At 65.5% G+C, this 17510-nt stretch carries 16 protein-coding genes; 9 read left to right on the top strand and 7 right to left on the bottom strand.

Annotated features, from left to right (window positions below; genetic code table 11):
• The first annotated feature begins 51 nt into the window (after positions 1 to 51).
• From mutS to recN, 3 genes are all read left to right on the top strand, one after another.
• On the top strand, positions 52 to 2679 hold the full coding sequence (mutS, locus tag A0W70_RS07720; RefSeq protein WP_070988698.1) for a DNA mismatch repair protein MutS: 2628 nt from the start codon (positions 52 to 54) through the stop codon (positions 2677 to 2679).
• A 338-nt stretch (positions 2680 to 3017) separates the two neighbouring features.
• Complete coding sequence (locus tag A0W70_RS07725) at positions 3018 to 3881, top strand: NAD(+) kinase (protein ID WP_070988700.1); 864 nt, start codon at positions 3018 to 3020, stop codon at positions 3879 to 3881.
• A gap of 262 nt (positions 3882 to 4143) precedes the next feature.
• Positions 4144 to 5808 (top strand): DNA repair protein RecN, encoded by a 1665-nt coding sequence (gene recN / locus A0W70_RS07730; RefSeq protein ID WP_070988701.1) that lies wholly within the window; start codon positions 4144 to 4146, stop codon positions 5806 to 5808.
• Between the two features lie 32 nt (positions 5809 to 5840).
• Here the strand turns inward: recN and fur are convergent, their stop codons facing one another.
• Positions 5841 to 6281 (bottom strand): ferric iron uptake transcriptional regulator, encoded by a 441-nt coding sequence (fur, locus tag A0W70_RS07735; protein ID WP_070988703.1) that lies wholly within the window; start codon positions 6279 to 6281, stop codon positions 5841 to 5843.
• 76 nt (positions 6282 to 6357) lie between these two features.
• On the opposite strand from fur, the gene A0W70_RS07740 reads away from it, so the two are divergent.
• On the top strand, positions 6358 to 6801 hold the full coding sequence (locus A0W70_RS07740) for an outer membrane protein assembly factor BamE (protein WP_070988705.1): 444 nt from the start codon (positions 6358 to 6360) through the stop codon (positions 6799 to 6801).
• Positions 6802 to 6818: 17 nt separating this feature from the next.
• On the opposite strand, the gene A0W70_RS07745 is transcribed toward A0W70_RS07740, so the two are convergent.
• The gene (locus A0W70_RS07745) at positions 6819 to 7088 is read right to left on the bottom strand and encodes an RnfH family protein (RefSeq protein WP_070988707.1); all 270 of its coding nucleotides are present in this window, start codon (positions 7086 to 7088) and stop codon (positions 6819 to 6821) included.
• 1 nt (position 7089) lies between these two features.
• Positions 7090 to 7527 carry a type II toxin-antitoxin system RatA family toxin gene (locus A0W70_RS07750; RefSeq protein WP_139150790.1) on the bottom strand — a complete coding sequence of 146 codons (438 nt, stop codon included), beginning with the start codon at positions 7525 to 7527 and terminating at the stop codon, positions 7090 to 7092.
• 190 nt (positions 7528 to 7717) lie between these two features.
• On the opposite strand from A0W70_RS07750, the gene smpB reads away from it, so the two are divergent.
• Positions 7718 to 8200: an SsrA-binding protein SmpB gene (smpB, locus tag A0W70_RS07755; protein WP_070988709.1), complete on the top strand. Its 483-nt coding sequence runs from the start codon at positions 7718 to 7720 to the stop codon at positions 8198 to 8200.
• 20 nt (positions 8201 to 8220) lie between these two features.
• Here smpB and dnaQ read toward each other — a convergent pair whose 3' ends face one another.
• Genes dnaQ through A0W70_RS07770 form a run of 3 tightly spaced genes read right to left on the bottom strand, consistent with a single transcriptional unit; the run spans position 8221 to position 10141 of the window.
• The gene (dnaQ, locus tag A0W70_RS07760) at positions 8221 to 8940 is read right to left on the bottom strand and encodes a DNA polymerase III subunit epsilon (RefSeq protein WP_070988710.1); all 720 of its coding nucleotides are present in this window, start codon (positions 8938 to 8940) and stop codon (positions 8221 to 8223) included.
• Positions 8940 to 9386, bottom strand: coding sequence for a ribonuclease HI (rnhA, locus tag A0W70_RS07765; RefSeq protein WP_175443081.1), 447 nt, complete (start codon positions 9384 to 9386; stop codon positions 8940 to 8942). Before rnhA ends, dnaQ begins: the two co-directional genes overlap by 1 nt.
• On the bottom strand, positions 9386 to 10141 hold the full coding sequence (locus tag A0W70_RS07770) for a methyltransferase domain-containing protein (protein ID WP_070988714.1): 756 nt from the start codon (positions 10139 to 10141) through the stop codon (positions 9386 to 9388). The genes rnhA and A0W70_RS07770 overlap by 1 nt, the downstream gene beginning before the upstream one ends.
• A gap of 172 nt (positions 10142 to 10313) precedes the next feature.
• On the opposite strand from A0W70_RS07770, the gene A0W70_RS07775 reads away from it, so the two are divergent.
• A complete protein-coding gene (locus A0W70_RS07775; RefSeq protein ID WP_070988716.1) occupies positions 10314 to 11387 on the top strand; it encodes a cyclic nucleotide-binding domain-containing protein in 1074 nt (357 codons plus the stop codon).
• Positions 11388 to 11407: 20 nt separating this feature from the next.
• Here the strand turns inward: A0W70_RS07775 and A0W70_RS07780 are convergent, their stop codons facing one another.
• On the bottom strand, positions 11408 to 13012 hold the full coding sequence (locus A0W70_RS07780; protein WP_070988718.1) for an HD-GYP domain-containing protein: 1605 nt from the start codon (positions 13010 to 13012) through the stop codon (positions 11408 to 11410).
• Positions 13013 to 13175: 163 nt separating this feature from the next.
• Between A0W70_RS07780 and A0W70_RS07785 the strand changes: the two genes are divergently transcribed.
• The 3 genes from A0W70_RS07785 to A0W70_RS07795 all read left to right on the top strand — a co-directional run bounded on the left by A0W70_RS07785 (position 13176) and on the right by A0W70_RS07795 (position 17386).
• On the top strand, positions 13176 to 15752 hold the full coding sequence (locus tag A0W70_RS07785) for a CHASE2 domain-containing serine/threonine-protein kinase (protein ID WP_070988720.1): 2577 nt from the start codon (positions 13176 to 13178) through the stop codon (positions 15750 to 15752).
• 35 nt (positions 15753 to 15787) lie between these two features.
• The gene (locus A0W70_RS07790; RefSeq protein WP_139150791.1) at positions 15788 to 16594 is read left to right on the top strand and encodes a Stp1/IreP family PP2C-type Ser/Thr phosphatase; all 807 of its coding nucleotides are present in this window, start codon (positions 15788 to 15790) and stop codon (positions 16592 to 16594) included.
• A gap of 75 nt (positions 16595 to 16669) precedes the next feature.
• A complete protein-coding gene (locus A0W70_RS07795; protein ID WP_070988722.1) occupies positions 16670 to 17386 on the top strand; it encodes an FHA domain-containing protein in 717 nt (238 codons plus the stop codon).
• Positions 17387 to 17510: the final 124 nt, after the last annotated feature.

The following is a 17510-nucleotide window of genomic DNA, read 5'->3' on the forward strand; positions in this document are numbered from 1 at the left end:
AATACGGAAAGCGGATGCGATGACCGGCGGCGTTCCTTTAGACTCCGCCGGATGACCGAGACCAGCACCGCTACCCGATCGCCGCAGCATACGCCGATGATGCGCCAGTACCTGGCCATCAAGGCGGAGCACCCCGAAACCCTCGTCTTCTATCGCATGGGGGATTTCTACGAGCTGTTCTACGATGACGCGCGGCGGTCCGCCCGCCTGCTCGACATCACGCTCACGAAGCGCGGGCAGTCCGCCGGCGAGGATATCCCCATGGCCGGCGTGCCGGTTCATGCCGTCGAGAATTACCTGGCGCGGCTTGTTCGCCAGGGGGAATCCGTCGCCATATGCGAGCAGATCGGCGATCCGGCCACCAGCAAGGGCCCGGTCGAGCGGCGCGTCACCCGTATCGTCACCCCCGGCACGCTGACCGACGACGCGCTGCTGCCCGAACGGGGTGACAATCTGCTGGTGAGCGTTGAACAGCACGGCCAGCGCTTCGCGGTCGCCAGCATCAACCTGAGCGCTGGTGATTTCAGTGTCTGCGAGTTCGAAGGCGAGGAAGCGCTTGACGCCGAGCTCGGGCGCCTGGCACCGGCCGAACTGCTGGTGAATGAAGAGGCCCCGATTGCGACGCGCCTGCTGGAACGTACCGGCGCGCGCCGGCGGCCCCCGTGGCACTTCGATCCGGCCGCCGCCACCGAGGCCCTGACCCGCCAGTTCGGCGTCCGCGATCTGGATGGTTTCGGTTGCGCCCACCTGCCGCTGGCGATCGGCGCCGCCGGCTGCGCGCTCGAATACGTCCGCGAAACGCAGCGCACGGCCCTGCCGCACCTGCGTGGTCTGCGCACCGAGAACCGCGACGAGGCGGTGGTCCTTGATGCCGCCAGCCGCCGCAATCTGGAGATCGAACGCGGCATCGACGGGCGCAGTGACCGGACCCTCGCGGCCGTGGTCGACACCGCGGTCACGGCCATGGGCAGCCGCCTGCTGCGACGCTGGCTCAACCGGCCGCTGCGCGACCGCGCGGTGGTCGGCGCGCGCCACGGCGCCATCGAGGCGGTAATCGAGGCCGCGGCAACCGCGCCGCTGCGCGAACGCCTGGCCGGGATCGGCGACATCGAGCGGATCCTCGCGCGGATCGCGCTGCGCTCGGCCCGTCCGCGCGATCTCTCCGCGCTGCGCACCGCACTCTCGTGTCTGCCCGAACTGGCACCGGCGGTCCGCGACGTGCGCAGCGACCGTTTCGATGCGCTCAGCACGGACCTGGAAGGCCACGATGCCACCCATGATCTGCTGGAACGCGCCATCGTGGCTGAACCGCCGGTGCTGCTGCGCGACGGTGGCGTCATCGCGGCCGGTTACGACGACGAATTCGATGAACTGCGCGGGCTGGCCGAGAACGCCGACAGTTTCCTGCGCGACCTGGAGGTCCGCGAGCGCGAACGCACGGGGATTTCCACGCTCAAGGTCGCCTATAACCGGGTCCATGGTTACTACATCGAGGTCGGCCGCACGCACGCGGATAACCTCCCGGCCGAATACGCCCGCCGGCAGACGCTCAAGCAGGTCGAGCGCTACATCACGCCCGAACTCAAGGGTTTCGAGGAGCGGGTGCTGTCCTCGCGCGAACGTGCGCTGGCGCGCGAGAAGGCCCTGTACGACGGCGTCCTCGACCAGCTGCTGGAACGCCTGGAGCCGCTGCGCGCGATGGCCGCGGTGCTCGCGGAGCTGGACGTACTGACGACGCTCGCGGAGCGCGCCGCCACGCTCGACTGGGTGCGCCCGGTCATGGACGACGAACCCGGACTCACGATCGAGGCCGGCCGCCACCCGGTTGTCGAGGCGACCATCGACGAGCCCTTCACGGCCAACGACACGACCTTCGACGCCGACCGGCGCATGCTGCTGATCACCGGTCCGAATATGGGCGGCAAGTCCACTTACATGCGCCAGACCGCGCTGATCGCCCTGCTCGCCTGCGCCGGGAGCTTCGTCCCGGCAGGAATGGCGCGGATCGGCCCGCTCGACCGGATCTTTACCCGCATCGGCGCCGCCGATGACCTCGCCAGCGGCCGCTCGACCTTCATGGTCGAGATGACCGAGACCGCCAACATCCTCCACAACGCGACCGAGCGCTCGCTGGTGCTCGTCGACGAGATCGGCCGGGGGACCTCGACGTTCGACGGCCTGGCCCTCGCCTGGGCGGTCGCCGAGGATCTGGCCAACCGGATCGGCGCCTTCACCCTGTTCGCGACCCATTACTTCGAACTGACCGTACTGCCGGACCGCCATCCCGGGATCGTCAACGTCCATCTTGAGGCGGTCGAGCACGGCGAGCGCATCGTCTTCCTGCACCGCGTCAAGGACGGGCCGGCAAGCCAGAGCTACGGCCTCCAGGTCGCCCAGCTGGCCGGCGTACCGCGCGGCGTAATCGGCCAGGCCCGGGAGCGCCTTGGCGAACTGGAGCGGCGCGCTACCGAACCCACTGCTGCACAGCCGCAGCTGGGCCTCTTCGACGCGCCCTCACCGTCGCCGAGGGCCGTAGCGGAGCCACAGGCGTCCACGCCCGCGCCCGATCCGCTCCGCGAGGCGCTGGAGGAACTCGACCCCGACGCAACCACGCCGCGAGAGGCGCTGCAGGCGCTATACCGACTGCGCTCGCTCGCTGACGGGGATCAGGAAGCATAACGCCGGGGTCTTTCCCTGTTCTGTGCAATTGGGGTTCTCGCCAAGGCGCGAAGGGCGCCAAGGGACGCGAAGAAGATCGTGAAGATAATTTCAGTGTGAGTTCTTGCCCGAACCGGGACTTCATCGGTCGCCGATACCGGGTGGATACGATCCTCAGCCCGTTCGGCTCGCGGATTGCCCGTGTTGGATTTCTTCGCGTCCCTTGGCGGTCTTGGCGCCTTGGCGAGAACCGCTTTACGCCAGACGTCATCGGGCGATGCAGCTCAGTTTCCCCCTTCGGTACCGTAGGACGACCGGCCACGGTGACGCGCCCGCGAGCGCGTGCTACCTTCCCGCGGATGTATCGCTTCCAGTCCATTGGCCTGATCGCCAAGACCGACGACGACGGTCAGGTACGCGCCACCCTGCGCGTGATCCATCGCTTTCTGCTGGACCGTGGCCTGGAGGTCAGCCTCGACCGCTCCACGGACGAGTTCCTCGAGATCGATGAGACCGTGCCGCGCCGGGAGATCGCCGAGCACTGCGACCTGGCCATCGTGGTCGGCGGCGACGGCACCCTGTTGACGGCCGCTCGCTCGCTCGCCGACTCCGGCGTCCCCATCGTCGGCGTGAACCTCGGACGGCTCGGCTTCCTGGTCGATGTCTCCCCCGACACGATGACCGACCGGCTGGAGGAGATCCTCAGCGGTCAGTACACCGAGGAACGGCGTTTCCTCGTCGAAACCGAGATCATCCGCGGCGATGCGGTCATCCAGACCGCGGTCGCGCTCAACGATGTCGTGCTGCGGATCAAGAACGTGGTGCGCATGATCGAGTTCGAGACCTGGATCGACGGCAATTTCGTCAACATGCAGCGCGCCGATGGCATGGTGGTATCGACCCCCACCGGTTCGACCGCCTATGCGCTCTCGGGTGGCGGTCCGATCCTGCATCCCTCGCTCGAGGCCATGCTGGTCCTGCCGATCTGCCCGCACACGCTCTCGAGCCGGCCGATCGTGGTCGACTCGGGCAGCGACATCGAGATCCGGATCCGTGAGAACATCGCCGAAACGGGACAGGTCGTCAGCGATGGCCAGAACAGTATCGACGTGGCCGCCGGCGACCGGGTGCGCGTACGCCGCAAGGACCGCAAGATCCGGCTGCTCCACCCGGCCGATTACGACTATTTCTCGATCCTGCGCGAGAAGCTCCACTGGGGATAAGGGGAATCCTGATGTGTGGGATTGTTCTCTCGCCAAGACGCCAAGCGCGCCAAGAAAAGCGAGGTCGTCAAGATCGATGCATAGGATTCAGGTTTTTTATCCGGAAAACGCCATAAGTCTATGATTAATTTGAGGTAATACCTCGGTTATCGGAGATATCCTGCTTCCCGGCTTTATTCGTCTTTTCTTGGCGCGCTCCGCGTCTTGGCGAGAGAAAAAAATGCACATCCAAAGTCAAATGCACAGAAAATAGTCGAGCCGTATGCTCAAACACATCCACATCCGCGATTTCGCGATCATCGACGAACTGGAGCTCGAGCTGGGCTCCGGCATGACCGCGTTGACCGGCGAGACCGGTGCCGGCAAGTCGATCCTGCTCGATGCGCTCGGGCTCGTGTTGGGCGACCGGGCGGACAGCCAGGCCGTCCGCCCTGGCGCCGAGCGGGCGGAGATCGATGCCGAGTTTGATATCGCGGACCATGCCGCCGTGGCCGACTGGCTCGCGGAGAACGACCTCGATGCCGACGGCGACTGCAGCCTGCGGCGGGTGATCGGCGCCGATGGCCGCTCGCGTGGTTATATCAATGGTCGCAAGTCACCGCTCACGCTCCTGCGCGAACTCGGCGAACAGCTGGTCGATATCCATGGCCAGCACGAGCACCAGTCGCTGCTGCGCCGCGATGCACAGCGGGTGCTGCTGGACGGTTTCGGTCGCTGTGACGAATCGCTGGCGGCCGTGGAAGAGACCTGGCGCGAATGGCGCGATGCCCGGGCGCGGCTCGAGCGCCTCGGCAGCAGCGGCGAAGACCGCGCCGAACGCCTGGAACTGCTCCGCTACCAGGTCGAGGAACTCGACCAGCTCGGCCTCTCCAAGGAGGACATCGAGCACACCGATGCCGAACAGCGCCGTCTGGCCAATGCCGGGCAACTGATCGAAGGCTGCCAGCAGGCCCTGACGCTGCTCTATGACGACGATCGTTCCGCCCATGGGCTGCTCGCCGGGGCAAACGACGCCATCGAATCCCTGTCCGAGCACGACGAACGCCTGGGTTCAGCGGTGGAAATGATCGCCAACGCCCTGATCCAGTGCGACGAGGCCGCGACCGCTCTGCGCGGGTACGCCGCCGATGCGGAGCTCGATCCCGACCGGCTGGCGGAGGTCGAGCAAAGGCTCTCCGCGATCCATGAACTGGCGCGCAAGCACCGCGTCGAACCGACCGAATTACCCGAATTGACGGAGCGTCTGCGGGCCGAACTGGATGAACTCGAGCACGCCGATGAGCGTGCGGCCGAGGTCGAACGGGAAGTCGAGACGCTGGAAGCGAGCTGGCGTGAACGCGCCCAGGCATTGCACGCGGCGCGTGAACGGGCGGGACAGGCGCTGGCGGAGCAGGTGACGGCGGCGATGCAGGAACTCGGCATGGCCGGCGGCGCGTTCGACTGTGCCATCAGCGCCCGCGATGACGCACGGCCCGGCCCCAACGGGTTCGATGAAGTCGAATTCCGGGTGACGGCGAACCCCGGCCAGCCCCTTGCGCCTCTGAAACGCGTCGCCTCGGGCGGCGAGCTCTCGCGGATCAGTCTCGCGATCCAGATGATCGATTCCGGTCACGCCGGCATCCCCACGCAGATCTTCGATGAAGTCGATGCCGGTATCGGTGGCGGCGTCGCGGCCGTGGTCGGCGACCGGCTACGCGGGTTGGGGGCGCAGCGCCAGGTGCTGTGCGTGACCCATCTCGCACAGGTCGCGGCGAGCGCCCACCACCATTTGCAGGTGTCGAAATCGGCCGAGGCCGACGAGACACGGGCCCGCCTGCAGGCGCTTGCGGCCGAGGAACGGATCGAGGAGATCGCACGGATGCTGGGAGGACGCCGGGTCACGGATCAGAGCCGCGCCCACGCGCGGGAGCTGCTGGCGAACGCCTGAGCAGCGGCTCAGGCTACGCCCGGCGAACCGTCTCAGCGGTCCTCGCCGTCCTCGTGGTCGCAGCTCAGGCAGTTCGCGTACAGGACGAGGCTGTGTTTCTGCAGGTCGAATTCGCGCTGACGCGCGATATTCTTCTGGCGCCGCTCGATCACGTCGTCCACGAATTCCTCGACCTTGCCACACTGGACACAGACGATATGATCATGATGTCGGCCGCGTGCAAGTTCGAACCGGGCCTGCCCGCCCTCGAAATGATGCCGCTGTACGAGCCCCGCGGTCTCGAACTGGGAGAGCACGCGGTACACTGTCGCCAGGCCGATCTCGGAGCCCGATTCGATCAGGCGCCGATAGACGTCCTCGGCGGTCAGGTGGTGGGCATCTCCGGCTTCCTGCACCTGCTCGAGGATCTCGAGTACCTTGACCCTGGGCAGGGTGACCTTGAGGCCGGCCTTTTTGAGCTGCTCGTTTTCCACTGGATCCGCCCCATCGCGTAGTCTGCGGACGCGCTATGATTTAGACTCATTCTACCTTATCCGACCGGTCCTGACGATGCCATTGATCCGATTCTGCTTCCCCGCTCTCGCCGCCGTTATCCTGGGCGGCTGCGCCGCCCTCGTCCCGGATGCCGAACGGGTCGAGATCCAGCAGGGCAACCTGCTGTCCAGGGAAGACATCGCCGCCGTAGAGAAGGGCCTGACGCGCGCCCGGGTCCGCGAGCTTCTCGGCGACCCGGTCCTCGGCACCCCGTTCCGCCGGGATCGCTGGGATTATGTGTACTACCGAGCGAAGGCGGGCCGTGACGTGGAAAACCCACAGCGGTTGACGCTGTACTTCGATGAGCGGGATCGGGTCGCCAGCATCCAGAATCGCTACCAGGCGCCGGATGAGCCGGTGCCGGAGGGCGATGTCCAACCGCTTCCGGACGTGGACACGCACGGACCCGCGGTCGACCCCGATGGCGGCGGGCCGGGCCAGGACTATCCCGGCACCTGAACCGCCCCGGGCGTACCTTACCGTCCGCTGGCGCGTTTACGGCGCGCCTCTTTCGGGTCGATCTGCAAAGGCCGGTAGATCTCCACGCGGTCGCCCGCACGCAGCACGGTTTCCCCGCTACAGGCGCGTCCAAAGACCCCCAGCGGGGCCTGCTCGATATCGATTTCGGGGAATTCCTCCTCCAGCCGCGATGCGCGTACAGCGTCCCGCGCGGTCGCGCCGGCGGCCAGCTCGACCCGCACCAGCCGCTGGCGGTCCGGTCGGGCATACGCGACCTCCACGCGCATCTCAGCGCCCGTACAGGGAGTCGGCCCGGCGGACGAAGGAGTCGACCATTGTCTGCGCGATCTGATTGAAGACCGGGCCGATCACGGCACTGAGCACGCGTCCGGCGAACTGGTATTCCATGTCGAGGGAGACCCGGCAGCCGCCCTGCTCATCGGGATCGAAATGCCAGTCCCCTTCGAGCCGACTGAACGGACCGTCTTCCAGCCGGACCCGAATCCGGCGACCGCGCTCCAGCTCGTTGCGGGTGGTAAACGAACGGTGCAGCGCGCCCTTGGCCATTTCGAGGCGCGCCCGGACCTCGCGTTCGCTGCTCGACAGTACCCGGGCGCTCCGGCACCAGGGAAGGAAACGCGGATACGACTCGACGTCATTCACCAGATCAAACATCTGTTCGGGCGAATGCGGCACCGTTGCGGAGCGCTGGATTCGGGGCACAATGGGTCCGGGGCTTTGAATGGGCCGGCGGGACAGGCTGCAGCCGGGTGGCGCGAATTGTCGCCAAACCGCTCGTCCGACTCAAGTATCGCCGTTCCCCTGGCGCCATCGATGTATATCCCGTACAGACCTGCGCCCCGCAGCGGACCGTTGAGTGTGGCTTTACCGGCATCCGGGTCAGTACAATGGCGCGATGGCCAAAGCGAAGAAAAACAAGGCGCCCACCGGCAACGTGATCGCGGTCAATCGTCGCGCCCGTCACGATTTTTCCATTGAGGATCGGCTCGAGGCGGGTCTGGAGCTCCAGGGCTGGGAGGTCCGGAGTCTGCGCGCCGGTCGCGCCCAGATCGCCGAGGCGTATGTCGTCCTCAAGCGTGGCGAGTGCTGGCTGCTCGGGGCCCACATCCCGCCCCTGCCCTCCGCGTCCACGCACGTGGTCGCCGATCCGACTCGTACGCGCCGACTGCTGCTGCACCGCCACGAGATCGACCGCCTGGTCGGTGCTACCGAGCGCCGGGGCTACACGCTGGTGCCGCTGCAGCTGTACTGGAAACGGGGCCGGGCGAAGCTGGAAATCGGGCTCGCCAAGGGCAAACGCAAGCACGACAAACGCGAAGACGAGAAAGAAAAGGACTGGGAACGCCAGCGCCAGCGCCTGATGCGCCACGCGGTCTGACCGCTGCCCGTGACGCCCGTTCAGGCGTCGCCGCCCTCCTCTTCGCTCCACAGGCAGCCGCCACTGGCCGCCACGATGTCGGCGACGCGCGCCTCGTGCGCCGCGCGCTCCTCGGCATCGGCCCGCACGACCGGTATCTCGCCGCGCCGGCGAGCGCGCCCGTGCCGTACGCCGAGCCCCGATTCACCATTGCTGCCCGCATCGAGGTGCAGGGCCGTCTGTCCGCCCGTCATGACCCGATAGACGTCGGCCAGCAGTTCGGCGTCCAGCAGGGCGCCGTGGAGCTCGCGGCCCGAGTTGTCGATCTCGTAACGCTTGCACAGCGCATCCAGACCGTTGCGCTGGCCGGGATGGCGCTCGCGGGCCATCACCAGGGTGTCCACCACGCGCGGGCAGTGATCCTCGATGCGGCCCCACTCCGCGCCGAGCCGCTCGAATTCGGCGTTCAGGAAGGCCACATCGAACGGGGCGTTGTGAATGATCAGCTCGGCATCGCGCAGGAACGCCAGCAGGGACTCGGCGATATCGGCGTAGAGCGGTTTATCCGCCAGATACTCATTCGAGATCCCATGGACCTCGACGGCCCCCTCCTCGATCTCACGCTCCGGATTGATGTAGTGGTGGAAGCGGTTGCCGGTGTGGCGCCGATCGAACAGCTCGACACAACCGATTTCGATGATCCGATGCCCCTGCTGCGGTTCGAGTCCGGTGGTTTCCGTATCCAGTACGACCTGTCGCATCAGCGCTTGCCTCCGGCCTCGTCGATGCCACGGTTGGCCAGCTGATCGGCACGTTCATTGCCCGCGTGACCGGTATGACCCCGTACCCATTCCCACTCGATTTCATGTCGCTGCATGGCGGCGTCGAGACGTTCCCAGAGGTCACGGTTGGCCACCGGCTTGCGCGCCGCGGTTCGCCAGCCCCGCTTCTTCCAGCCCGCCATCCACTCCGTCACGCCCTTCATCACGTACTGGGAGTCCGTGATGGCCCGAACCCTGCATGGACGTTTCAGGGCTTCCAGCGCCTGGATGATCGCCATCAGTTCCATGCGGTTGTTCGTGGTCTCGGGCTCGTAGCCGTACAGCTCCCGTTCGCGGCTCTGGTGCTCGAGAATGGCGCCCCAGCCCCCCGGACCCGGGTTGCCGCGGCAGGCGCCATCGGTGTGGATTACGACCGGCGAATTCATCAATGCATCTCCGTGTACCGCGTCGGGCGGACGACGCCGCCGACCACGGGTCGACGCTCCGCGCGCAGGCGCCGGGCCGGCACGGGCGTAAAAGGAATCGAATGCTTGCGACCGAGCAGTACATGAATACCACCCTGCACGGGCAGCCAGCGCTGGATCCGCTCCAGCGTCATCAACCGCCGACGGACGCGCTCGCTGTGGACGGGCGGGCAGAGAGCGAACGTCTCGCGGCGCTGTACACGCCAGCCGAGCAGCGCGAACCAGTCACCGATGCGCCCGGGACCATAGAAATGACCGCACCAGGGCACGCTCCGCCCCCACAGACCCCGCAGCCCCAGCAGGCTCCACGGATTGAAGCCGACGCAAAGCACGAGCCCATCGAGGGTCAGCACCCGATCCACCTCGCGCAGGATCGCGTGCGGGTCGGCGCTGAACTCGAGCGCGTGACACAGCAGGACGAAATCGATCGATCCGGTCGCCAGCGGCAGTGCCGCCGGATGCGCCCGCATGCTGCCGGCGCCGTCGCCGGTAACGTGAATCCGGTGGATCAGCGCGCGTCCGGCCAGCAGATCGACCCCGTAACGGGTCCCGCCGATCTGCAGACAGTGCAGCGCATAGCGGTCGCGCAACAGCGTTTCGATGCGACCCGCGATGCGCCCATGCAGTTCGGCGCCCGGTGCGGTCGCATACCATGCCCGCAGCGCCGTCTGCGCGTCGTCCCAGCCGATGGGAGCGGCCTTTCTGTCAAGGTTCATTGGAACCGTTTGCACCTCCGCCCCGGCCGATACCGGGATTATACTGATCTTCGAGGCGCCGGTGGGCATCGCGGCCAACGGTCAGAACGCTCCAGGACGCCGGTTGCTTTCGCCACGACCAGCCGGTACTTTCGGCCCCGCCTACCCACCGACTGGACCTGTTACTCAAGCCATGGCCGATAACGTCAACACACAGGACCTGGCGCGCTTCTCGCCACTGAGCTCACTGAGTCCGGACAATCTCAAGGAACTCAGCCGGAAAGCGCGGTACGTGTCGGTTGCGGCCGGCCGTTACCTGTTCCGCGATGGCGAGCGCAGCGATGCCCAGCTGTTTCTCGTCAAGGGCACGGTCGAACTCCATGGCGAAAACGGCATCGAACAGACCGTCGAGGGCGGTTCCGAACCGACGCGCAATGCCCTTGATGTGATCGGGCCCAAGGCTCGCGCCGCGCGCGCCAGCACGGATACCGTGGCACTGGCGGTCGACCGGGATCTGCTGGATCTGATGCTCACCTGGGATCAGACGGGGAGCTACCGGGTCGAGGAACTCGCGGATGCCGGGGAGGAAGACGACGGCGACTGGATGACGCGGCTGCTGCAGACGGAATGTTTTCGCCGCATTCCTCCAGCCAACATCCAGGCGATCTTCATGCGCATGGAACCAGTCGGCTACAACGCCGGTGACGTCGTGATCCGTCAGGGCGAGTCCGGCGATTACTTCTATATCATCCGCGAGGGACGCTGCCTGGTCACCCGGGCGACGAAGGCGAAACCGGACGGTATACGCCTCGCGGAACTCGGCCAGGGTGACAGCTTCGGTGAAGAAGCACTGATCTCTGACAAGGAGCGCAACGCGACCGTCACGATGCTGACATCGGGCACGCTCATGCGTATGTCCAAGGAAGATTTCAATTCGCTGTTGACGGAGCCGTTGATCGAACGCCTCGATTTCGAATCCGCCTCCGATGTGGTCGCACACGGGGCGGGCTGGATCGACGTCCGTCTGCCGGCCGAATTCGAGAACGGCCACATCCAGTCCGCGACAAATGTGCCCCTGTTCGTACTGCGGATGAAGGCGCAGAAGCTCGATCCGGCGCGCACCTGGGTCCTGTACTGCGATACCGGACGGCGAAGTTCCGCTGCCGCGTTTATCCTGAGCGAACGGGGATTCGACGTGCGGGTCCTGAACAACGGACTTGCGGGTGTTCCGCCCGAGGCCATTGCGACGGAAACCTCCGCGCAGTAGCCGTCCCGGCCCGCTGAAAGTCACTGCGCGCGCAGCAACGCGTGCGCGTCCACCTCGTCCAGTTGCTCCGGATTCAGATATTCGCGGGCATACCGCCAGTACACGCCCTCGCGGATAAACACCTCGAACAGATCCGGATCGACATGGCCATCGTCGCGCATGGTGCGCATGATCCGCAGGCATTCCGACAGCGGCTTCCCCGGCTTATACGGGCGGTCCGCCGCACTCAAGGCCTCGAATACATCCGCGATCGCCATCGCCCTTGCCGGGACCGACATCTCATCCCGCGTCAATCCGTTCGGGTAGCCCCGCCCGTCGACGCGTTCGTGATGGCCGGCTGCATATTCGGTCACGTTGCGCAGGTGATTCGGAAACGGCAACGCTTCCAGCATGTTGATGGTCGCGACGACGTGGTGCTCGATGATCCGCCGTTCTTCGGCATTCAGCGTGCCGCGCTCGATCAGAAGGTTATTGGTTTCATCATCGTTCAACAGGGGTCTTGAGGCGCCGTCGGCATCGGTCCACTGGCGCGCGGCGATGCGCCGGACCCGGGCGCGATCCGCGTCGCTGATCCGTTCGCCGCCTTCGTTCACTGCGCGCAGGAATGCCAGATCCGCGGCCAGTTCCGCGAGTTCACGGTCGCGCTCGGCCGCCAATGCACGCGCGTTCGAGTGGTCGTCGCGCGCCTCGGCCGCCGCGATCGGGCCCGCGGCGGTCGCCCGTATTTCCTGCCGCAGGGCGGCGCAGCGCGCCGCGACGGTCTCGATCCGGTCGTGTACGGTTTCGAGCCGCGTCGACTTGTCCATCACATGCTCGGGGGTCGTGATCTTGCCGCAATCATGGAGCCAGCCGGCGAGCCAGAGCGCGTAGCGATCGTTCCCCGTCATCGAGAAATCGCCCAGCGGCCCTTCGGGCGTTTCGGCGGCGGCATCGGCGAGCATCATGGTCAACTCGGGAACACGCCGACAATGCGCGCCGATGTAGGGGGACTTTTCATCGATCGCCTGCGCGATGAGGCGCACGAAGGCCTCGAACAGTGCGCGCTGCTGATCCAGCAGGCGTTTGTTCGACAAGGCAATCGCCGCCTGCGAGGCAAGCGATTCGACCAGTCGCTGATCGGCGGGCTCGAACGGGACGACGCGCTCCCCGTCCATCGCGTTGATCAACTGCAGGACGCCGATCACGCTGTTTTCATGGTCACACATCGGCACCGTCAGGAGCGACTGCGTGCGATAGCCCATGCGCCGGTCGAAGGCCCGGGTTCCGCTGAAATCGAAACCGCGTGCGTCATACGCGTCCGGGATGCTGATGGTTTCGCGGCGCAGTACCGCGTGCGTCACGACCATGCTCTCGTTGGGCTCGCCGTCGACCTCGAGCTCAAGCGCCGGAAACGGAATCGGTTCGCCGGTATTGCCGCCGAGCGCGATCCCTAGCGACCCCGTGCGCACGATCTCGAACGTGACCGTACGGTCGTCATGGACAAGATACAGCGTGCCGCCATCCGCGGCGGTGAGTTCCCGCGCGCGCTCGACAATGGTCTCGAGGAGGCGTGTATGGTCCGGCTCGCCCGACAGGGCTACCCCGATCTCATTCAGACGCTCGATTCGGTGTAGGAGGTCCCGCACAGAATGCTCCCGGGTCGCACGACTGCACGGCGATTACGTGCTCGCGGCAGCAAGATACCACACGCCACCCCGCCCCCCCGTGTGAACGGGGTCACGCCGGGTTCTTCCGCCGCAACGCTCTTGTAGTATGATCGACCGAATTATGGCCTTGGGGGAGGCACGGATGAAGGCCGGTTTCCTGAAATCCGACTGGTTCGTCGGTGTAGTGGTGAGTCTCGTGTTCGTCGCCGCATCCGGGACCGCACTTCTCCAGAGTCTGGAACGCAGCCTCTACGACTGGGGCGTCACCGGCGCGGACGCGGAACCCAGCGATCGCATCGCGGTCATCGCGATCGACGACGAAAGTATCGCCAACCTGGGACGCTGGCCCTGGTCGCGCGACCTGCATGGCCGGATGATCGGCAAGCTGGCCGAGGGTGGCGCGGATGCGATCGGATACACCGTCTTCTTCCTCGAGCCCCAGATCGACCCTGGACTGACCCGGATCCGCGAGCTGCTCGAGTATTATGATCAGCGCTCGATCGGGCAACTCCCGGCGATCATCGAAGATCCGGATGTCTCCCAGCAGGCGCGTGAGCGGCTGGACGGACTGCACGAACGCCTGGCGAGCGCCGCCACGGACCTCGATACCGACCAGAAGCTCGCCCAGGCGATGGAGGCCGCCGACAACGTCGTCCTCGGCATGCCCTTCCGTCTCGGATCGCCGGTGGGCAAACCCGACAATCCGCTGCCGGAGTACGTACGCGCCAACACGATCACCAATGTCGCGGCGGCCGCGGGCCCGTTGCCCCGTTATCTCGGCCTGCCGGCCCAGCGGGCACTGTCCCCGATCGAACCGGTCGGCCCCGCCGCGGATGCGATCGGCCACCTGAACTTCAACCCCGACATCGACGGCGGGGTCCGTTCGCAGCCGCTGGTGATCGATTATTTCGACGACTATTACCCGTCACTGTCGCTGATGGTGGCGGCCCGCGGGCTGAACCTGAACGCGGAAGACATCACGATCCGCCCCGGCCGCGGCGTGCAGCTCGGTGGGCTGGATATCGCCACGGACTCGGCCCTGCAGATGAACATGTTCTTCTATGACGACGAGGAAGGCGCCGGCACGCAATCGGCCTTCCCGGTCGACTCCTTCTACGATGTCCTGTCCGGGCGTATACCGGCAGAGAAGTACGAGAATCGCATCGTACTGGTCGGCGCCACCGCCACCGGCGTGGGCGATGCTCAGGTGACCCCGATCAGCGCCACGACCGCCCCCGTCATCACGCTGGCACATGCCGTCTCGAGCATCCTTGAACAGGATTTCTTCCTCCGCCCGGATTGGGCCCACTGGGCCCGGATGGGGGCATTCGCGCTGATCGCCCTCTATCTCATTGTTCTGGTCCCCAGGCTGCGCGGCGGCACCGCCGCCGTGATCGGCATCATTCTCGTCGGCGGCGCGGCGGGCACCGGGTATGGACTGTTGGTCACCCAGCAGATGTGGATCCCGCTTGCGACACCGGCCGCTCTGCTCGTGGTCGGCTACACGCTGATGATGACCAAGCGTTTCCTGGCCACCGAGCGGGGCAAGCTCCGCTCCGACGCCGAGTCCGCCGAGAGCAACCGCATGCTCGGACTCTCGTTCCAGAGTCAGGGACAGCTCGATACCGCGTTCGAGAAGTACCGCAAGTGCCCGCTCGACGACTCGATGATGGAGGTGCTCTACAACCTGGCACTGGACTACGAGCGCAAACGCCAGTTCAACAAGGCGAGCAACGTCTACGACTACATGGCGAAGCATGACGGGGACTTCCGCGATATCGCGACCCGTCGCAAGCGTGCGAAGAAGATGGAAGAGACCGTTGTCCTCGGTGGCGGTGGTGGTGGCGGCGACGGCACGATGGTGCTCGGCGGCGATGACATCGAGAATCCGAAACTGGGCCGCTACGACGTCGAGAAAGAGATCGGCAAGGGCGCGATGGGCACCGTCTATCAGGGGCGGGACCCGAAGATCAATCGCGTCGTCGCCATCAAGACACTCGCGCTGTCGCAGGAATTCGAAGCGGATGAGCTCGAGGACGTTAAGGAACGTTTCTTCCGCGAAGCGGAAACGGCGGGCCGCCTGAATCACCCCAACATCGTTACGATCTACGATGCCGGCGAAGAGCACGACCTCGCCTACATATCGATGGAATACCTCAAGGGCAAGGATCTCACGCCGTGGATCAAGGCGGGCAACCTCCTGCCCCTGCGCCGCGTGCTGGAAATGGTCGCCGACTGCGCAGAGGCGCTCGCCTATGCGCATGACCACAATGTCGTGCACCGTGACGTGAAGCCGGGCAACATCATGTACGACCCCGACAGCCAGACGCTGAAAATCACCGACTTCGGAATTGCCCGTATCACCGACTCCAGCCGGACCAAGACCGGCATGGTTCTCGGTACGCCGTCGTACATGTCTCCCGAACAGCTTGCTGGCAACAAGGTGGACGGACGCTCGGACCTCTTTTCGCTGGGCGTGATGCTGTATCAGATGGTGACCGGGAAACTCCCGTTCACGGCAGACAGCATGGCCACCCTGATGTACCGGATCGCGAACGAACCGCACACCCCGATACACGATATCGACGACCAGCTCCCGGATTGTGTCGGTGAGATCGTTGACCGCGCAATGGAGAAGGACCCTGACACGCGTTATGCGGATGGCCGGTCGATGGCGGCCGAACTCCGCGCCTGCGCCGAGCGGATCGACAAGGGTTGATCGGCATGCCTGGCCGGCGTGTGGATCTCAGCCCGATGCTCGCGTTTGCCGAGCGCAGCGATACCGGGCGCAAGCGTCCGCACAACGAGGATCGTGTCGCTGCCGATCCACCCCGAGGCATCGCGGTGCTGGCGGACGGCATGGGCGGGCACAAAGGCGGCGAGATTGCGAGCGCGCTCGCCGTGGAAACGGTGACGCGCGAACTGGCGAACCGCCTGCCGGCGGTTGGCACCGAATCGCCCGACGACGAGGCCTACGCCCCGGAAAGCCTGCTCGCCCGCGACGTGGTCAACGAAGCGAACACGATCGTCTACGAGACCGCGCGCACGCAGCCGCAGTACGAAGGCATGGGGACGACGCTGGTCGTTGCTCTCTTCTACGACGACCGGCTGACTCTCGCCCACGTCGGCGATTCCCGTGCCTACCGGTTGCGTAACGGCAGGCTCGAACAGCTGACACGCGACCACACGCTGATGCAGGAACTGATTGATCGCGGCTTCTACACGCCGGAAGAGGCCCGCGCATCACTCAACCGCAACATCGTCACGCGGGCCCTCGGGATCGAGGAATCGGTCAATGCGGATCTGCAGGAGGAAATCGCGCTCCCCGGCGACCTCTACCTGCTCTGCTCCGATGGCCTCAACGACATGGTTGACGACGAGACCATTCGCTTAACCCTTGATAAGTTTGGTGATAATCTCGAAGCTGCCGCTGACGGTCTTATCGAGGAAGCAAATGGAAATGGCGGCCAGGACAACGTATCGGTCGTACTTGCACGCGTTCTGCAGCCGTTTCCAGGTCGCCGCAGCTGGTTCCGGCGTTTTGTCGACTGGTTCCAGTGAGGAACGCGCCATGCCCCGAGAAGAAACGCGCCCCCCAGTCACACCGCTAAACAGTCGCCCCCGGACGCATACACCATGGCCAAGCTGACGCTCTCGTTCAATGATCAGGTCGTTGCCGAGTATGAACTCGACAAGGAACAGATGACGATCGGTCGCAAGGCGGACAATGACATCCAGATCGACAATCTGGCCGTCAGTGGCCACCACGCCCGGATTCTGACGATCCTCAATGATTCATTCCTCGAGGATCAGAACAGCACGAACGGTACGTACGTCAACGGGTCGCAGATCCGCAAGCATGCGCTCCAGGATGGCGACGCGATCATGATCGGCAAACACCTGTTGACCTACTCCAACGAGGCGGCGTCCCGGGGTGGCGAAAACGATTTCGAGCGCACGATGGTGATCCGTCCGGACACCAAGGGCATGCCGGAAAACACGGGCAGCGCATCGGTCGATCGATCGGTAGAGGCGCTTGGACAGCAGATCGCCGCCGAATCCGACCGATCCGTCGAAGAGGCGGCGGGCCGGGCCCACGTCCGCGTCATCAGCGGCGCCAATGCGGGCCGAGAACTCGAACTCAAGAAAGCCCTGACGACACTCGGCAAGCCGGGCGTACAGGTTGCCGCGATCACGCGGCGCGCCCAGGGCTACTTCCTGATCGAAATCGAAGCGAAGGACGGTGGACATCCAACCGTCGATGGACAGCAGGTGGGCAGCGAAGCCATTCGCCTCGAAAACGAATCCGTGATCGAAGTCGCCGGGGTCAAGATGGAGTTCCTCGTCTCCTGAACCCGGGAGCCTGGCCGAGAAACCCGTAGCCTGGTGCGCGCGGCGCACGCACGGCGTTTCCGGCCATGTCAGAGCCCGAGTCACATCTTCGAGCGCAGCGAACCTGATCCGCGGACGGCGCAAT

The organism is Halofilum ochraceum (assembly GCF_001614315.2).
Taxonomy (GTDB): domain Bacteria; phylum Pseudomonadota; class Gammaproteobacteria; order XJ16; family Halofilaceae; genus Halofilum; species Halofilum ochraceum.